At 63.3% G+C, this 15142-nt stretch carries 19 protein-coding genes; 8 read left to right on the top strand and 11 right to left on the bottom strand.

Annotated elements, in window-relative coordinates; all coding sequences use genetic code 11:
• The first annotated feature begins 12 nt into the window (after positions 1 to 12).
• Positions 13 to 555 (top strand): DUF4189 domain-containing protein, encoded by a 543-nt coding sequence (locus ACIGII_RS06315; protein ID WP_399657458.1) that lies wholly within the window; start codon positions 13 to 15, stop codon positions 553 to 555.
• A 7-nt stretch (positions 556 to 562) separates the two neighbouring features.
• On the opposite strand, the gene ACIGII_RS06310 is transcribed toward ACIGII_RS06315, so the two are convergent.
• A complete protein-coding gene (locus ACIGII_RS06310; protein WP_399634305.1) occupies positions 563 to 727 on the bottom strand; it encodes a hypothetical protein in 165 nt (54 codons plus the stop codon).
• A gap of 118 nt (positions 728 to 845) precedes the next feature.
• On the opposite strand from ACIGII_RS06310, the gene ACIGII_RS06305 reads away from it, so the two are divergent.
• The gene (locus ACIGII_RS06305) at positions 846 to 1385 is read left to right on the top strand and encodes a DUF4189 domain-containing protein (RefSeq protein WP_399634680.1); all 540 of its coding nucleotides are present in this window, start codon (positions 846 to 848) and stop codon (positions 1383 to 1385) included.
• Between the two features lie 55 nt (positions 1386 to 1440).
• Here ACIGII_RS06305 and ACIGII_RS06300 read toward each other — a convergent pair whose 3' ends face one another.
• Positions 1441 to 1647, bottom strand: a complete 207-nt coding sequence (locus tag ACIGII_RS06300) for a hypothetical protein (protein ID WP_399634682.1) — start codon at positions 1645 to 1647, stop codon at positions 1441 to 1443.
• 343 nt (positions 1648 to 1990) lie between these two features.
• Here ACIGII_RS06300 and ACIGII_RS06295 point away from each other — a divergent pair, with 343 nt between their 5' ends.
• From ACIGII_RS06295 to ACIGII_RS06275, 5 genes are all read left to right on the top strand, one after another.
• Positions 1991 to 2386 carry a hypothetical protein gene (locus ACIGII_RS06295; protein WP_399634307.1) on the top strand — a complete coding sequence of 132 codons (396 nt, stop codon included), beginning with the start codon at positions 1991 to 1993 and terminating at the stop codon, positions 2384 to 2386.
• A 42-nt stretch (positions 2387 to 2428) separates the two neighbouring features.
• Complete coding sequence (locus tag ACIGII_RS06290; protein ID WP_399657454.1) at positions 2429 to 2971, top strand: DUF4189 domain-containing protein; 543 nt, start codon at positions 2429 to 2431, stop codon at positions 2969 to 2971.
• 490 nt (positions 2972 to 3461) lie between these two features.
• Positions 3462 to 3827, top strand: coding sequence for a DUF4189 domain-containing protein (locus ACIGII_RS06285; RefSeq protein ID WP_399634308.1), 366 nt, complete (start codon positions 3462 to 3464; stop codon positions 3825 to 3827).
• A gap of 369 nt (positions 3828 to 4196) precedes the next feature.
• Positions 4197 to 4724, top strand: coding sequence for a DUF4189 domain-containing protein (locus ACIGII_RS06280; RefSeq protein WP_399634310.1), 528 nt, complete (start codon positions 4197 to 4199; stop codon positions 4722 to 4724).
• Between the two features lie 36 nt (positions 4725 to 4760).
• Positions 4761 to 5300, top strand: coding sequence for a DUF4189 domain-containing protein (locus tag ACIGII_RS06275; RefSeq protein ID WP_399657451.1), 540 nt, complete (start codon positions 4761 to 4763; stop codon positions 5298 to 5300).
• 38 nt (positions 5301 to 5338) lie between these two features.
• Here ACIGII_RS06275 and ACIGII_RS06270 read toward each other — a convergent pair whose 3' ends face one another.
• Complete coding sequence (locus tag ACIGII_RS06270) at positions 5339 to 6436, bottom strand: DUF4189 domain-containing protein (RefSeq protein WP_399634314.1); 1098 nt, start codon at positions 6434 to 6436, stop codon at positions 5339 to 5341.
• A complete protein-coding gene (locus ACIGII_RS06265) occupies positions 6420 to 6890 on the bottom strand; it encodes a DUF4189 domain-containing protein (protein ID WP_399634316.1) in 471 nt (156 codons plus the stop codon). The genes ACIGII_RS06270 and ACIGII_RS06265 overlap by 17 nt, the downstream gene beginning before the upstream one ends.
• A gap of 226 nt (positions 6891 to 7116) precedes the next feature.
• Between ACIGII_RS06265 and ACIGII_RS06260 the strand changes: the two genes are divergently transcribed.
• On the top strand, positions 7117 to 7944 hold the full coding sequence (locus ACIGII_RS06260) for a hypothetical protein (RefSeq protein ID WP_399634318.1): 828 nt from the start codon (positions 7117 to 7119) through the stop codon (positions 7942 to 7944).
• A 13-nt stretch (positions 7945 to 7957) separates the two neighbouring features.
• Here ACIGII_RS06260 and ACIGII_RS06255 read toward each other — a convergent pair whose 3' ends face one another.
• The 7 genes from ACIGII_RS06255 to ACIGII_RS06225 form a co-directional block, all read right to left on the bottom strand.
• A complete protein-coding gene (locus tag ACIGII_RS06255; RefSeq protein ID WP_399634320.1) occupies positions 7958 to 8194 on the bottom strand; it encodes a DUF1653 domain-containing protein in 237 nt (78 codons plus the stop codon).
• A 61-nt stretch (positions 8195 to 8255) separates the two neighbouring features.
• The gene (locus ACIGII_RS06250; RefSeq protein ID WP_399634322.1) at positions 8256 to 9545 is read right to left on the bottom strand and encodes an XVIPCD domain-containing protein; all 1290 of its coding nucleotides are present in this window, start codon (positions 9543 to 9545) and stop codon (positions 8256 to 8258) included.
• Positions 9542 to 10222 (bottom strand): hypothetical protein, encoded by a 681-nt coding sequence (locus ACIGII_RS06245; RefSeq protein WP_399634323.1) that lies wholly within the window; start codon positions 10220 to 10222, stop codon positions 9542 to 9544. Before ACIGII_RS06245 ends, ACIGII_RS06250 begins: the two co-directional genes overlap by 4 nt.
• A 106-nt stretch (positions 10223 to 10328) precedes the next feature.
• Positions 10329 to 11012 carry a hypothetical protein gene (locus tag ACIGII_RS06240; protein WP_399634325.1) on the bottom strand — a complete coding sequence of 228 codons (684 nt, stop codon included), beginning with the start codon at positions 11010 to 11012 and terminating at the stop codon, positions 10329 to 10331.
• A 130-nt stretch (positions 11013 to 11142) separates the two neighbouring features.
• On the bottom strand, positions 11143 to 12468 hold the full coding sequence (locus ACIGII_RS06235) for an XVIPCD domain-containing protein (RefSeq protein ID WP_399634327.1): 1326 nt from the start codon (positions 12466 to 12468) through the stop codon (positions 11143 to 11145).
• A complete protein-coding gene (locus ACIGII_RS06230; RefSeq protein WP_399634329.1) occupies positions 12465 to 13079 on the bottom strand; it encodes a hypothetical protein in 615 nt (204 codons plus the stop codon). Before ACIGII_RS06230 ends, ACIGII_RS06235 begins: the two co-directional genes overlap by 4 nt.
• A gap of 205 nt (positions 13080 to 13284) precedes the next feature.
• Entirely contained in the window at positions 13285 to 15075 is a 1791-nt protein-coding gene (locus ACIGII_RS06225; RefSeq protein ID WP_399634330.1) for an EAL domain-containing protein, read from the bottom strand.
• Between the last annotated feature and the right edge of the window lie 67 nt (positions 15076 to 15142).

Below are 15142 nucleotides of genomic sequence, written 5' to 3'. Positions count from 1 at the left end.
TGGAGAAGTCGAATGCGTAAACTATTTCTTGTTTCACTGATGCTGCTTCCTTCCGGATACGCGCACTCGGAAGGAGGTTGCCCTCCGGGGCAGTACCCTGTCGGTGGACAGGGAGTAAAAGGATGTGCTCCCATTCCCGGGTCAGGAAGTGGGTCAGCGGCCCCGGCAGCACCGCGCCCAGCAGGGAAGTGGGAGACACGCTGGGGCGCGATCGCTGAAGATAAGGCCCCCACGCCGGGTGCCGCCTTGGCAACGGGAGCGGCGGTCTCTCAGAGGTCCAAGCGTGAAGCGTCATCGCTTGCTGTTGAGCAGTGCAGACTGCAAGGCGGTAACAAGTGCGTCGTTCGACTTGCCTACCACAATCAGTGCGCTGCCGTTGCAGATCCTGGTACTACAGCAGGAAACATTACCGGCGGAGTTTCCATCGCCGCGAGAGCCGAGACGCTTCAGCTGGCCCAGGAAAATGGTCTTCGCGACTGCAGGGCCGCGAACAACGGGACGAGTTGCGTGATTTCCTACTCGGCTTGCAGCATGTCCGAATTCAAGGCGTTCTGACGGCGGACTACTGACCGCCTGCAGTGACGCTTAACGTGTCATAGGCGTTCGCGCTGGTGCCGGTGGCAATAGCGGTCCAGGGGCGGGCGATACGCGTCACGCCCTCGGCGCGCCGCTCCATCATCACTCCGGCGTAGGAACGGTTGGGGTCCGCAGGCATGTCGGTATTCACTGGCTTCATCGCGGTGGAGGTGCCCCCACGGCTTGACCGTGACGATGATGAACGACCGTAAAGCTATTAGAATGAAGGGGTCGACGTGAGGCTATTGCTCGTTTTCCTTGTTTGCTTGATGCCTTTGGCGGCCTTCGCAGAGGGGGGCTGCCCGCCGGGCCAGTACCCTATAGGCGGGCAAGGTGTCCAAGGGTGCGCTCCCATCTCAGGGGGCAGTCCTGGCGCATCTTCGTCTGCGGCGCGTCCCACCGGAAAGTGGGAGACGAGGTGGGGTGCCATCGCCGAGGATGTGAGTGCAAATGAGCGGGGTGTCGCGGGCGCAACCGGTGCCTCCGAGTCGCAGCGATCAAAGCGTGAAGCCCAGTCAGCGGCACTCCAGCAGTGCGAAAAGTTGGGTGGCCAATCCTGTCGGGTTGTTCTCACCTATAACAACCAATGCGTCGCCATTGCTGATCCAAAATCACGCGGTCAAGGCGGTCAAGGCGGTCAAGGCGGTCAAGGTGGTCAGGGCGGTAAAGGCGGAAAATCCGTGATCTACAGAGCCGAGACGCTAAGCCAAGCCAAGACTGAAGCGATTCGGCGCTGCTCCATAAGTGGTGCAGATCAATGCTCGCTTGCGTACTCGGCTTGCAGTATGTCCGAGTTCAAGTCCTTCTGACGGCGGGCTTTTGACCGCCCGCAGTGACGCTTACCGTGTCACTGGATGCATTCGCTCATTCGCTGAAGAAGATCGGGCAGACCTTGGCGTCGGCGCCGATGCAGTCGGTCAGTGCTGCTTCTTCGGCCACTTCCTTGGTCTTGCCACGACCACCGAAGCTGACGCTGCGGCCTTCCGCGCCGCGAAGGCGGGTGGCGGCTGCGCACCCACCGTGCGGAACGGCCACCAACACCTTGCAGTTGCCGCCGCCGCATCTGCTCAGGGCGGTTGGCGTCCTGCTGGTTCAGTCCTCAATGCACCGCATAGGCATTCGCAGCGGTGCCGGTGGCAATGGCGGTCCAGGGTTGGGCCGTGCGCTTCATGCCTTCGGCGCGCCGCCGTCATCACCCCGGCGTAAGAGCGATTGGGGTCCGCAGGTATGTCGGTGTTCACCGCCTTCAACGCGGTGGAGATGCCGCGCCTGGCGGGCGGTTTGGCCAGGTATTCCTGTGCGCCGGCGAAGGGGATCAGCTTGGCCGCGACCACGTCTCCGCGCGCGGTCAGGTCGGCGCGGTGCAGGAAGCGGTGGACGGCACGCTGGGCGTACTTCCAGCATGGTGATCCGCGTGTCCATTGCGTTCTGGGCACGCGCCGCGTTCGACAGGTTCCTGCTCGACGGCGCATCCAGTGAAGGCCTTACCAGCCAGGCCATGCAGCAGGGCGGCATGGGCCTGATCCTGACCACCCTGATTCTGACTGCGCCTCTAATGGCCGCGTTCTTTTTCCGGGGCATCCTCGGCAGCTTCATGGCATATTCCGAGATAGGCGGCAGCCCTGCAGCGCAACCTGGCCCGCAGGGCCAGCCTCCAGGTTCTTATGTGCCGCAGCAGACGGTGGACAATAGTAATCCAGTGGCTAATCAGCAGATGCAGAGCACTGTTCCGCGCAATGTATCGCAGGCGGCCGGTCACCAAGATGCGGCTGCAGTTGGAGCTGGAAAGTTCGGAAAAGCTGATCGATAACATTGCATCTGTTCGAAGCTTTCTGGATCTGGGAGATTTTCAATGAACAAACGGTTGATCACAGCGCTGGCTCTTCTTGTCCCCTTTTCGGTAATGGCGGAGGGAAACTGTCCTCCGGGCATGTACCCAATCGGGGGGCAGGGCGCTCAAGGCTGCGCGCCGATACCAGGGCAAGGGGCTTCGGGAGCGCCGGTTGCTCCGAAGCCATCTGGAAAATGGGAGACGAGGTGGGGTGCATTGGTCGAAGACCAGGCTCCCCGGCCAAACGTTCCTGTGGCGACTGGTGCGTCGGTTTCCCAGAAATCCAAGCGTGCCGCTGTGCAGTTGGCGACCGAGCAATGTAGAAAGGAAGGTGGAATTCGGTGCGAACTGCGAATGGCGTATCACAATCAATGTGTCGCACTTGCCGACCCAGTTCCGGTCGGGGGCAGAATTCCTGCCGGACTCACGTCCTCGCTAGCGGGCGGGGCTACGATCGATAAGGCAAAGGAGGTGGCGCTGTCGGAGTGTCGTGCGGGTGGACGGGGCAATGACTGCACGGTGACGTACACGGCTTGCAGCATGTCTGAGTTCAAATCGTTCTGAAGGAAGTTCACTAAGCCCGAATCGGGAGTTTCCTCCAGGGCACCCTCGGCAGCTGCATGGCATAGTCCCAGATCGGCGGTAGCCCTGCGGCGCAACCGGGCCCGCAGGGACAACCGCCGGGTTCTTATGTGCCGCGGCAGACCGTTAGCACGAGTAACTCGGCACCAATTGACCAAACCTCAGTCCAGGGTACGCGCACTATGGCTGTCTCAACTGGTTCACCTTCGCCTGATCTAAATACGACGGGAAGATTCGGCAATGCCGAGACACGGTGACCCCGATCCCTGTCCTGCAAGGAGCTCTGCAGAGAACCTACTATGAAGATTCGACTTTTCCTGGTGTTAACGATGTTTCCGGTGATCGCTTGGGGCGAAGGTGGGTGCCCACCGGGGCATTACCCGATTGGCGGCCAGGGTGTACAGGGCTGTGCTCCCATTTCCGGGCAAGGCAATTCCAATGGCAGTTCCTCCGCACCGCGTCCTGCAGGAAAATGGGAGGACCGCTGGGGGGAATTGCTGTAGAGAGTTCGGTTCTTGCTCCGGGAGTTCAAGTTCCCACGGGTATCTCTGAGTCGAAGCGGTCCAAGAGGGAGGCTGTGTCATCAGCAATGGACCAATGTCAGCGGCTGGGGGGGGATAAATGCAGAATCTTGGTCACTTACCACAACCAATGTGCCGCTCTCGCCGACCCCACATTGGCTGGAAGTGCGCCCGCAGGTAGGTCAGCGGCAGGCACGGCTGAGACAAAGAGACAAGCGGAGGCTCTCGCGGTTGCGCAGTGCTCTAAGGCGAGCGTAGGCAGATCATGTTCTGTCGTCTATTCGGGCTGTAGCATGTCTGAGTTCAGATTCTTCTGAACGCGACGGGTCCCGCAATTGATGACGCGGTCATGGGATGCCTTCTTGATTCGTCGATATTGCTCTGCGCGATGCGAGCATCGAGTGGTGATGTCCACGCAGGGACATAGCGTTTTGAATTGCGACACCCCGGGAAAGCCGCGGATGATGCGGCAGCCTGCAGGGACAACCGCCGGGTTCTTATGTGCCGCAGCAGGCGCAGAATTCAGGGAGTCATGAGCAGGCGTCTTCAAGCAATCCGCGGCAGGAAATGGCTAGAAGCGTAGGGTATGCACAGAGCGCGGCGACACCTGACACTGGCAGGATGGGCGCCGCGAATCGTGGAGAGTAAGTATATTTTTCTATGTCGGTTGGTTGAGTGAGGCCCTTATGCGCGCTGCATTACTTTCAGCATTCCTTCTGGCTCCAACGATTGCGTTGGCGGAGGGGGCTTGCCCCCCAGGTCAGTATCCTGTCGGCGGACAGGGGGTCGTGGGATGTGCGCCTATTTCGCAGGGCGGCACGGGCGGTTCCGTCGCAGCCCCGCGTCCTACAGGTAAATGGGAAACCCGTTGGGGCGCGGTCGTTGAGGACAACACGTCTTCAAATCTGGCTACGGGCACAGCCGTGTCTCGCAAATCGAAGAGAGAAGCGATTGCCGCGGCGACTATGGTGTGCGAAGAGATGGGTGGCAAAAGATGCAAGCCACGGATTACGTACTACAACCAGTGCGTCGCCCTTGCGGATCCAACCGAGGAATCGCGGCGTGGAGGTGCTACTCAGACGATCGCGTCCGCCGAAAAAACCGTTGAGCTGGCCCGGTCACGCGCCCTCAGTCGCTGCGAGTCCGAGGCAGCGGGCCGACAATGCAGTATTGTGTACTCAGAGTGTAGTCCTTCTGAGTTCAAGGCATTTTGACGGATTCAAAAACATGGAAAAAGAGAGGTTTACCTGGTGTATCGCTGGCAGTTTCTGATCGTAGCGTCCTTTCTTGTGCCGGCGATTGCCTGCGCAGAAGGCGCTTGCCCTCCAGGTCAGTATCCTGTTGGCGGACAAGGCGTACAGGGCTGTGCACCAATACAGACGGGTTCGAGCGGCGCGGCTTCATCTGCGCCTCGACCTGCTGGGAAGTGGGAAACGCGGTGGGGAGCAGTGGCTGAAGGTCGCGGTTCTTCGGGGCCAGATGCGCCTACCGCGACCGGGGTCTCCGTATCACAGCCTTCAAAGAAACTCGCCACTAGCGTTGCCTTGGACGAATGCAAGCGCGGCGGTGGCCTGGAATGCAAGATTCGAATTGCCTACCACAATCAATGCGTGGCCATCGCGGATCCAATCGCAAGCGAACGGGCGCGCGGAGCTACGACGTCCAGTGTGGTTGGTGCTGAGACTCTATCAAAAGCATCCAAGATGGCGCAGGACCGCTGCGGCTCTCGCGGCGCGTCCTGCGAAATTGTTTACTCAGCTTGCAGCATGTCCGAATTCAAGGCCTTCTGACGGCGGGCTACTGACCGCCCGCAGTGACGCTTACCGCGTCACTGCATGCATTCGCTGAAGACGATCGGGCAGACCTTGGCGCCGGCGCCGATGCAGTCGGTCAGCGCTGCTTCGTCGGCCACGTCCTTGGTCTTGCCACGACCGCCGAAGCTGATGTTGCGTCCGTCCGTGCCGCGCAGGCGGATGGCCGCTGCGCACTCGCCGTGCGGCACGGCCACCAGTACCTTGCAATCGCCGCCGCCGCATTTGCTCAGCGCGGTATCGCTGGCGTCCTGCTGGTTCAGTCCCCAATGCACCGCATAGGCGTTCGCGCCGGTGCCGGTGGCAATAGCGGTCCAAGGGCGGGCCATACGTGTCATGCCCTCGGCGCGCCGCTCCACCATCACTCCGGCGTAGGAACGGTTGGGGTCCGCAGGCATGTCGGTATTCACTGCCTTCATCGCTGTGGAGGTGCCGCGCTTGGCGGGCGGTTTGGCCAGATATTCCTGCGCGCCGGGGAAGGGGATCAGCTTGGCCGTGGCCACGTCTCCGCGTGCGGTCAGGTCCGCGCGGTGCAGGAAGCGGTCGACCGCGCGGTAGGCGTACTTCCAGCCGGAGCAGAACGCTTCCTGCGACGGGCTCTGGCACTGCGCACCGCCGGCCGCGCTGCAGGCGCTCGTTGCCGCGGCACCGGCGGTTTCGCGGCTCTCACCCTGGCCCCAGTACATACCGCCCTGCTGGCTGTAGGCCGGCGCCATGCACGCATTGGCGAACGTGAGCACCGGCGAACAGGTTCCTTTGCACTGGCGCATGGCATCCAGCATGGCCTCGCCCTTGTCCTGCTCGTTGAGCACGACGTTCCAGGAACCGTCGTCGGTGCTGACCACCACCACGCCCCACCAGTCGCGGATGGCATCCTTGCGGATCCTGGCCTTCTCGGCGGCGCGGATATTGGCGGCGATCTGCGCGGCTGCGGCAGCCTCCGCCTGGTTCACGTAGGTTCCCGCCGCCTGGTTGCGCATCCAGCCTTCGTAGTTGTGCACGGCCTGCGCATGCCGCTGCTGCTCGGCCTGGGCACTGTTCTGCGCCATGGCCGGTGCCGCCAGCAGCAGGGCGGCTGCCAGCAGCATGGTGACGAGGTTAGAAGCAGTAGTCATTCTGCGACTCGCACTTTGCGCCACCGCCAGCCTTGCATTGTTCCAGCGACTTCGCCGCGAGTTCGCCGGGCTTGGTCTTGGTACTCTCCGCCACGTTGACGAACAGGGCGCGGACATTCGGCTTGGCCTTCTTGTCCACGGCGATGCCCATGCAGTGGTTGCGCAGGGGGAAGGTCACCAGCTCGACGCAGCCCTTGTGCTTGCCGTTGCATTCCTGAAGCGAACGGATGCGTGCCTCCGCCGCGCTCATGCCCATGTTCTGGCTGACCTGCTGGTCGGCGTCGCTTACCGCCATGCTGAAGAACATCTCGACACCTTCCGGCATCTGCGCGCTCATGGTGCCCGGCGGCGGCAATCCGGCGGGGGCATCCTGTGCGCCTGCCGTGCCAACCATGATGAGGGCGAGAGCCAGCATCCCGCGGGCACGCAAGGGGTCCAGCAGCATACGTTTCATGTGTTTTCCCGGACAGTGGTGCCACGCAGGCGCGGGCATGAGAATCGTCCTCCCACAATAGCGGCGCAGGCCAGGCCAGCGTATAGGTATTTTCCTACATTTGACGCCGTGACGTAGTGCCACGCCCTGCGTGGCAAAGCATCCCAAGCCGCGTTAGGCCCCATCAACCAAAAGCCGGAATTCGAGTCAAACAATCAAATTCCCATCGCATCGCACACAGCGCATGGTGGCGTCCCACATCACGATCGATCTGGAGCGGGCAGTGCGGGCATTGAAGGGGAAAAGAGAAAAGGGTCGGCTCTCCGCCCTGGGACGGCACATCGCCGCGCGCCTGCTGATCGCGGCGCTGCTGGCTGCTCCCGCCGCCAATGCAGGTGCGCCGGTCATTGACATCACCTCGATCATCGGCGATCTCCGCGCCTGGCTGGACGACACCGTCCAATACGCCAAGGAAGCGAAACGCTGGAAGGAAGTGCAGGCACAGATCAACAGTGTGCGCGCGATCTTCGACCCGCTGCGCTTTTCGATCGGCCTGCCACCGGGGGCGACGCTGGAGAAGGTGGCGCCGGACTATCTGGTCGTGGAAGCCTGTGGAAAGGGCGCCGCAGATCTTCGGATGCAGAGCGCAGTGACGCCCCTGCGCTTCGCCCGAAGGGAAGAAAGGAAGGAGAGGGAGGCCCAGCAGCGGCAGATCTGCGTGAACATTCAGATGATGCAGAACCGCAAGTTCAACGAAACGGTGACCTTCCTGGAGCGCACGATCGATGACGCTGAAACCGCAATGCACGACATTTTCCAGGCCCGCGTGGACAGCAACAACACCACTGGCGGCGTGCAGGCGACCCAAAGCGATACGGCGAGGCTGACCAACCACCTCAACCTGACGGCCCAGCAGTGGTCCACGCGCATGCAGGCGTACGATGCCTACATCGCGGTCATGCGATCGCGACAGAACGTCATTGCGCGGGCTGCACTGCAGGGCGACCCGACCGCGGACGCCGTCTCCGACATCATGCAGACGGTGCTTCTGGAGCAGGCGTTGAAAATCAAATGAGCGGCGTGGACGATCAGTCAGCGCTGACCCGTTCAAATCGGCGGCGCAGGACCCCGTCAGCTTCTACCTGCGCACAGAACATTTCGTAGGGTCGTACCCACAGTCCCAGATCCTCATCCAGGGGCCGGTAGAGGACCATTGGCTCCAGCGTCTCGCTGTGCCGGACCACGTCCAGCACTTGGTAGTTGCCGCCCTTGAAATGACGGTATAGGCCAGGTGGCAGGGCGGGCAGGGGAGTCAGATCGGACATGCGAAACCGTCGTCGGGTGGGTGTCGGGCCATTTTAAGGCCACGGCGGCCTGGAGGGCCTGTCAGGCCGTCATGCTGCGTGCCGAGGCCTGCTCACGCTCGGCAGCGGCCTGCAAGGCACGACTGCTCTGTTCCAGCGGCGTGTTCATCGCAGGAACGGTATCGACCGCGACGCGCAGGTGGGCAGGGTCATCAACCCGGCCCTGCACTGCGAACGTGCGCTCCGCGTCGTTGCTCATCAGGACGGCATCAATGCGACTTCCGCCGGCGGCATGCATCCGGGTGGCCAGGCTGCCGGCCAGCTGGTCGCTGGCATGGTCCGGGGTCCGGCCCACCCGGGCGTCCTGCGCGTGCACGCCGCGCTGGGCGTCCTTGAACAGCGAGTAGCCGGGGTGGCCCGGATCGTCCATGCGCGCGCCGTCGCGATCAGGGTTGTCCTGGCCGGTGTGGCGGCGCGCCGGCTCGCCCGGCTCAAGCGGCCCCCGCAGTTTGTCGTAGGCATCGATCACGCCGCCGGGAACGCCGCGCGAGATGACGGTAGCGCCCGTGCGAAAGCCGTCGATATCGCTGCGGTACTCGTGAATCATCCGCGCATTGGCGGCGGCCAGCTGCCGGGCGCTGCCCATCAGCAGGACGGATTCATCGCCGATGAACTGGCCCATCTTGTGGGAATCCACAGACGCGGCTGCGGCGGTGATGGGGTAACCCGGAATCAGGACGTTGAGCGCGCTGTTGCTGTAGTGCGCCTGAGACAAGGTGTCGATCTCGTGCTGCCTGGCATACACCCGCACTTCGCCAGAATGCGGCGAGGCCGCGCTGACTGCGTCGGCGGCCATCACGTGATTGACCACGCTGTGCCCGCCTTGCGGAATGCGGTGCCTGGAGAGGCTCACTGCACCATAGGCGTTGAAGGTTTCGCCCTTCAGCCCGTAATGGTGGGCGGTGATCTGGGCGAGTGAACCGCCCAGCGAATGGCCGGCGACCGTCACTGGGATATCGTGGCCAACGTTGTCGCTCAGGCGCTTCCCCTCATCCATGGCACGCCCGGTCAGGGCGATCGCCTGCGCCGCCTGGGGATTGCTGCGAGCCAGCACCATCGCTGCGTCGGTGAGCATGCCATCCTTGATGATCTCGGCCGTACCGCGATGGGCGACGATGAGTTCCTTGGAGTCAACGCGTTGATATAGGGTGCCTTGATAGCCGGTTCGCGGATCGCTTTCATGTTCACGGATCTTGTATTGATGCCGATTGAGATGGACGTTTTCTTCCTGACCAGGGATCCGTCGGCCGACGACTCTATCTTTGTAGGCATCATCGGCTAGCGCTGCGTAGTCCTGGCTGGTCATTGTCACGGGGATTTCTCAACCGCCGTGATCGATATTGAGAAGAGCGCGTCCCGCAAGCCAGGCCTGTATTCCGTCGGGTCGTCTTCGCCGCTGGAGGCGTAATCATCGATGGCGGGGATATCCGCGCCATCGATGGGACCTGCACGCGGATAATCTCGCAGCGGGTAATACCGCGTATACGTCTTCCCGGCCACGAGCTCCGGCGCATCCATGAACGTCAGGAAGCGCGTCTCTTCGTGCGCGCCGGTGGCCTTGAGCAGGGCGCCGGCCCCAGTGAATTCCCAGCGGCAAAGGCCGCGCCCGTAGTAGTCCTGATCCTGCATCCGGTCCAGGTAGAGGGTGCCCTGGTATTCCTCGTCGGAGATCCGGGTCAGCTCCAGCGGCTCCTGGCTGGTGATGCGCGAGGGCGTTCCGGTGGCCGGTTCGATATGCCCGCACTGTTCTTCATTGATCACGTCGTACTGGGCACTGCCACGGACGTGCTGGAAAGTGCCCGGGGCACCGTGGATGCGCAGGGTGACCTGGTACGCCTTGACCGGTGCGGGGTTGAGGGTGGCCAGCCCACGGCCGCCGGCGGCGATATCGGCTTCGGCGGTGGACAGGTCGCGGCTCGTGGCAGGCTCCGAACGGTTGCAGGCCGTCATCAGTACGGCGGACAGGCAGAACAGGGTCAATCGATTCAAGACGGCACTCCAGCCGGGTGGTCGCGCGAGTGGCTGCGCGGTGAAGACAAAAGGCGGCAGTACGGTGCGCGGTCAAGTCATGCTCGCAGCGCGTCAGAGGTGATTGTCACGGCTCAACTCTTGCCGCGCTGATTGAGATTGAGAAGAACCTACCCTGCAGCTTGGGCGCGAATTCCTGTGGATCAACCTCACCGCTCGACGGGTAGTTGTCGGGAATTTCAAGGTCTGGATGGTCCTCGATGGGCTTTACGCGCGGGTAGTCATCCTGAGGGTAATACCGCGTATACGTCTTCCCGGCCACAAGCTCCGGCGCATCCATGAACGTCAGGAAGCGCGTCTCTTCGTGCGCGCCGGTGGCCTTGAGCAGGGCGCCGGCCCCAGTGAATTCCCAGCGGCAAAGGCCGCGCCCGTAGTAGTCCTGATCCTGCATCCGGTCCAGGTAGAGGGTGCCCTGGTATTCCTCGTCGGAGATCCGGGTCAGCTCCAGCGGCTCCTGGCTGGTGATGCGCGAGGGCGTTCCGGTAGCCGGTTCGATATGCCCGCACTGGTCTTCATTGATCACGTCGTACTGGGCGCTGCCACGGACGTGCTGGAAAGTGCCCGGAGCACCGTGGATGCGCAGGGTGACCTGGTACGCCTTGACCGGTGCGGGGTTGAGGGCGGCCAGCCCACGGCCGCCGGCGGCGACATCGGCTTCGGCGGTGGACAGGTCGCGACTCATGGCAGGCTCCGAACGGTTGCAGGCCGTCATCAGGACGGCGGACAGGCAGAACAGGGTCAATCGATTCAAGACGGCACTCCAGCCGGGTGGTGGCGCGAGTGGCTGCGCGGTGAAGACAAAGGGCAGCACTACGGTGCGCGGTCAGGTCATGCCAGCAGCGCGTCAGAGGGAGGTTGCGTGTGCGTGGTCACGATCACGATCACGCCGACATGCCCCGGAAGACAGCCTGGGTTTCCGCAAGTTGCAGGCTCCGCTGTTCTGCCTGCTGGCTGGCCGCAGCCTGCAAGGCACGACTGCTCTCTTCCAGTGGCGTGTTCATCGCAGGAACGGTATCGACCGCGACACGCAGGTGGGCAGGGTCATCAACCCGGCCCTGCACTGCGAACGTGCGCTCCGCGTCGTTGCTCATCAGGACGGCATCAATGCGACTTCCGCCGGCGGCATGCATCCGGGTGGCCAGGCTGCCGGCCAGCTGGTCGCTGGCATGGTCCGGGGTCCGGCCCACCCGGGCGTCCTGCGCGTGCACGCCGCGCTGGGCGTCCTTGAACAGCGAGTAGCCGGGGTGGCCCGGTTCGTCCATGCGCGCGCCGTCGCGATCAGGGTTGTCCTGGCCGGTGTGGCGGCGCGCCGGCTCGCCCGGCTCAAGCGGCCCCCGCAGTTTGTCGTAGGCATCGATCACGCCGCCGGGAACGCCGCGCGAGATGACGGTAGCGCCCGTGCGCAAGCCGTCGATATCGCTGCGGTACTCGTGAATCATCCGCGCATTGGCGGCGGCCAACTGCCGGGCGCTGCCCATCAGCAGGACGGATTCATCGCCGATGAACTGGCCCATCTTGTGGGAATCCACAGACGCGGCTGCGGCGGTGATGGGGTAATCCGGAATCAGGACGTTGAGCGCGCTGTTGCTGTAGTGCGCCTGAGACAAGGTGTCGATCTCGTACTGCCTGGCATACACCCGCACTTCGCCAAAATGCGGCGAGGCCGCGCTGACTGCGTCGGCGGCCATCACGTGATTGACCACGCTGTGCCCGCCTTCCGGAATGCGGTGCCCGGAGAGGCTCACTGCGCCATAGGCGTTGAAGGTCTCGCCCTTCAGCCCGTAATGGTGGGCGGTGATCTGGGCGAGTGAGCCGCCCAGCGAATGGCCGGTGACAGTGACGTCGGGCGTGGGTATCCCGGATTCATTACCGAATCGTCTCGCTTCGATCATCGTGCGACCGACGAGCGCGATGGCTTGGCCAGCTTGTGGATTGCTCCGTGCGGATATCATTAGGGCATCAGTTGCGACCCCGTCCCTGATGAGCTGCTCCGTGCCCCTATGAGCTATGACAACTTCGTTGGTATTTGCGCGTTGATAGACGGTTCCCTGATAACCGGTGCGTTGGTCGTCAACATGCTCCAGAATTTTGTACTGTTGGCCATTCAAATAGATACGTTCTTCCTGGCCGGGCTCCCTTCGGCCTACTCTGCGATCAACGTATGCATCGTTTGCCAGCGCTGCATAGTCCTGACTTGTAATTGTCATGGCTTTATTTCGACGGCAGATATCTGGATCGAGAAGAGCTGGTCCTGCAGGTTCGGGGCATACTCAGTTCGCTGCTCGCGCCCTCGGGCCGCATAGTCCGCGATCGCAGGAAGCGAGGGATCATTATCGATCTGGCCCGCACGCGGATAATCGCGAAGCGGGTAATACCGCGTATACGTCTTCCCGGCCACCAGCTCCGGCGCATCCATGAACGTCAGGAAGCGCGTCTCTTCGTGCGCGCCGGTGGCCTTGAGCAGGGCGCCGGCCCCAGTGAATTCCCAGCGGCAAAGGCCGCGCCCGTAGTAGTCCTGATCCTGCATCCGGTCCAGGTAGAGGGTGCCCTGGTATTCCTCGTCGGAGATCCGGGTCAGCTCCAGCGGCTCCTGGCTGGTGATGCGCGAGGGCGTTCCGGTAGCCGGTTCGATATGCCCGCACTGGTCTTCATTGATCACGTCGTACTGGGCGCTGCCACGGACGTGCTGGAAAGTGCCCGGAGCACCGTGGATGCGCAGGGTGACCTGGTACGCCTTGACCGGTGCGGGGTTGAGGGCGGCCAGCCCACGGCCGCCGGCGGCGACATCGGCTTCGGCGGTGGACAGGTCGCGGCTCATGGCAGGCTCCGAACGGTTGCAGGCCGTCATCAGGACGGCGGACAGGAAGAACAGGGTCAATCGATTCAAGACTGCACTCCAGCCGGGTGGTGGCGAGTGGCTGCGCGGTGAAGACAAAGGGCGGCAGCACGGTACGCGGTCAGGCCATGCTAGCAGCGCACCACAACCGGACGTCGGGTGACCGGTCACGGATCACGCAGAGCGCTCAGTCCGCGTCGAATTCTTCAGGCGGACCGGCGCGGCAGGCCAGTACCAGCTGCGTGACGGCTTCAGCACTCATCGGCCGCGCCAGGTAGTACCCCTGTGCCTCGTTGCAGTTCCACAAGCGCAGCAGCGAAAGCTCGGCCTCGTGTTCGACGCCTTCGGCAACGGTGCGATAGCCCAGCTGGTGAGCGAGCTTGATGATGGCTTCCACCTTCAGGCGCGCGGTGCGGGATTTGGCCAGCCCGGTGACCAGGCTCTGGTCGACCTTGATGTGGCTGATCGGCACTTCGCTCAGGTACCCGAAGTTGCTGTAGCCGCTGCCGAAATCGTCGATGGCGATGCGCACCCCGGCAGCGGCCATCGCGCGCAGCTGGGGCAGGGCGGCGGGGTGGCTGTGCAGCCACTGCCCTTCGGTGATTTCCACTTCGATCTGTGACGCGGCGAGGCCGTGCAGCTGCAGGCGGTTGCCCATGCCGGCCCACAACTGCTCGTTGTCGAAATCGCGCGGCGACAGGTTGAGCGACAGTGCGAAGCCCGGCAGCAGTCGCTGCCAACGCGCGGCCTGCTCAAAGGCGTGTTCGATGACCCATTGGCTGAGGGCGGGCATGAGCGCCGTGCATTCCAGCACCGGAATGAACTCGCCGGGACTGATCGGACCCAGCATGGGGTGGGTCCAGCGCAGCAGCGCCTCGGCCGAGACCGGCTCGCCGGTGCCGAGATCGTAGCGTGGCTGGTAGACCAGGCTGAACTGGTCCTGCGCCAGCCCACGCGCCGCGTCCGACGCCAGCCGGTAGCGGCGGCGCAGGTGTGCATCGCGGTCGGCCGAGTACCAGCACAGGCAGGCATCGGTGTGCAGGGCATGGTTCAGCGCCACCATGCATTTGCGCAACAGGTCGTTGGCTTCGTCCGGATCGGCGTGGAAATCGCACAGCCCGGCATGGAACTGCGGCGACATCGGAATGCTGCCCACCATCAGCGGGCGTCGCATGCGTTCGCGCAGCCGACCCATCAGTGCCTCGGACTGGTCATGCGCGTGGTCGCGCAGCACGAACGCAAAGCAGGTAGAGGCCACGTGATACACCTGCACGCTGTCCTGCACCACTTCCTGCACGCGAAGTGCGGCCTGGCGCAGCAGCGATTCCACCGGCTTCAGGCCCAGTGCCTGGCCGGCGTCGTTGGCACTTTGCAGGTCGAACACATCCAGCAGCACGCCAGTGTAGCGGCTGGCGCCATCGCGGCGGCTAAGCACGCTCAGGTCGGCCTGGAACTGCTGGCGGTTCGGCAGGCCGCTGATCGGCTCGCGGCGGCCCACCGACATGGTCAGCTCCATCTGGTTCACCACGATCCGCGCCAGGGTCTGCAACTGGCGCTGCTCCTCGGCGGACAACTGCCTGGGTGCGCGGTCCATCAGGCACAGCGTGCCCAGCGCGATGCCGTTGCGGGTCACCAGCGGTGCCCCCGCATAGAAACGCATGCGCTCGGAACCCGAAACGAGCGGATTGTCGTGGAAGCGGGGGTCTTCGCGCAGGTCGCTGATCTGCAGGATCCCGGTGGACTGCAGCGCGCACGAGCAGATGGAATGGTGCCGATCGGTGCGCTCCAGGCTCAACCCGACCCGCGAAATGAAGCGCTGCGAGTCCGCATCGACAATCGAGATCAGCGCGATCGGCGTGCCGAAGGTGAAGGCCGCCAGTTCGGTGATCGGGTCAAGCGAACGGCCCAAGGCTGGATCCATCACATTCAGCGCTTCGATCAGCGCGACACGTTCAAGATCCTGGCTGCGGTCGAGCATCCGGTGCGTCCTGTCATTCGGAATACACAGGTACTATCCCGCCGCAGTTGCAGAGTTGGTGTGAAGT

It is taken from the genome of Stenotrophomonas sp. NPDC077420 (assembly GCF_044543385.1).
Lineage (GTDB): Bacteria > Pseudomonadota > Gammaproteobacteria > Xanthomonadales > Xanthomonadaceae > Stenotrophomonas.
The sequence above is the reverse complement of the archived record's forward strand: the minus strand, read 5'-3'. Positions and strand labels throughout refer to the sequence as shown.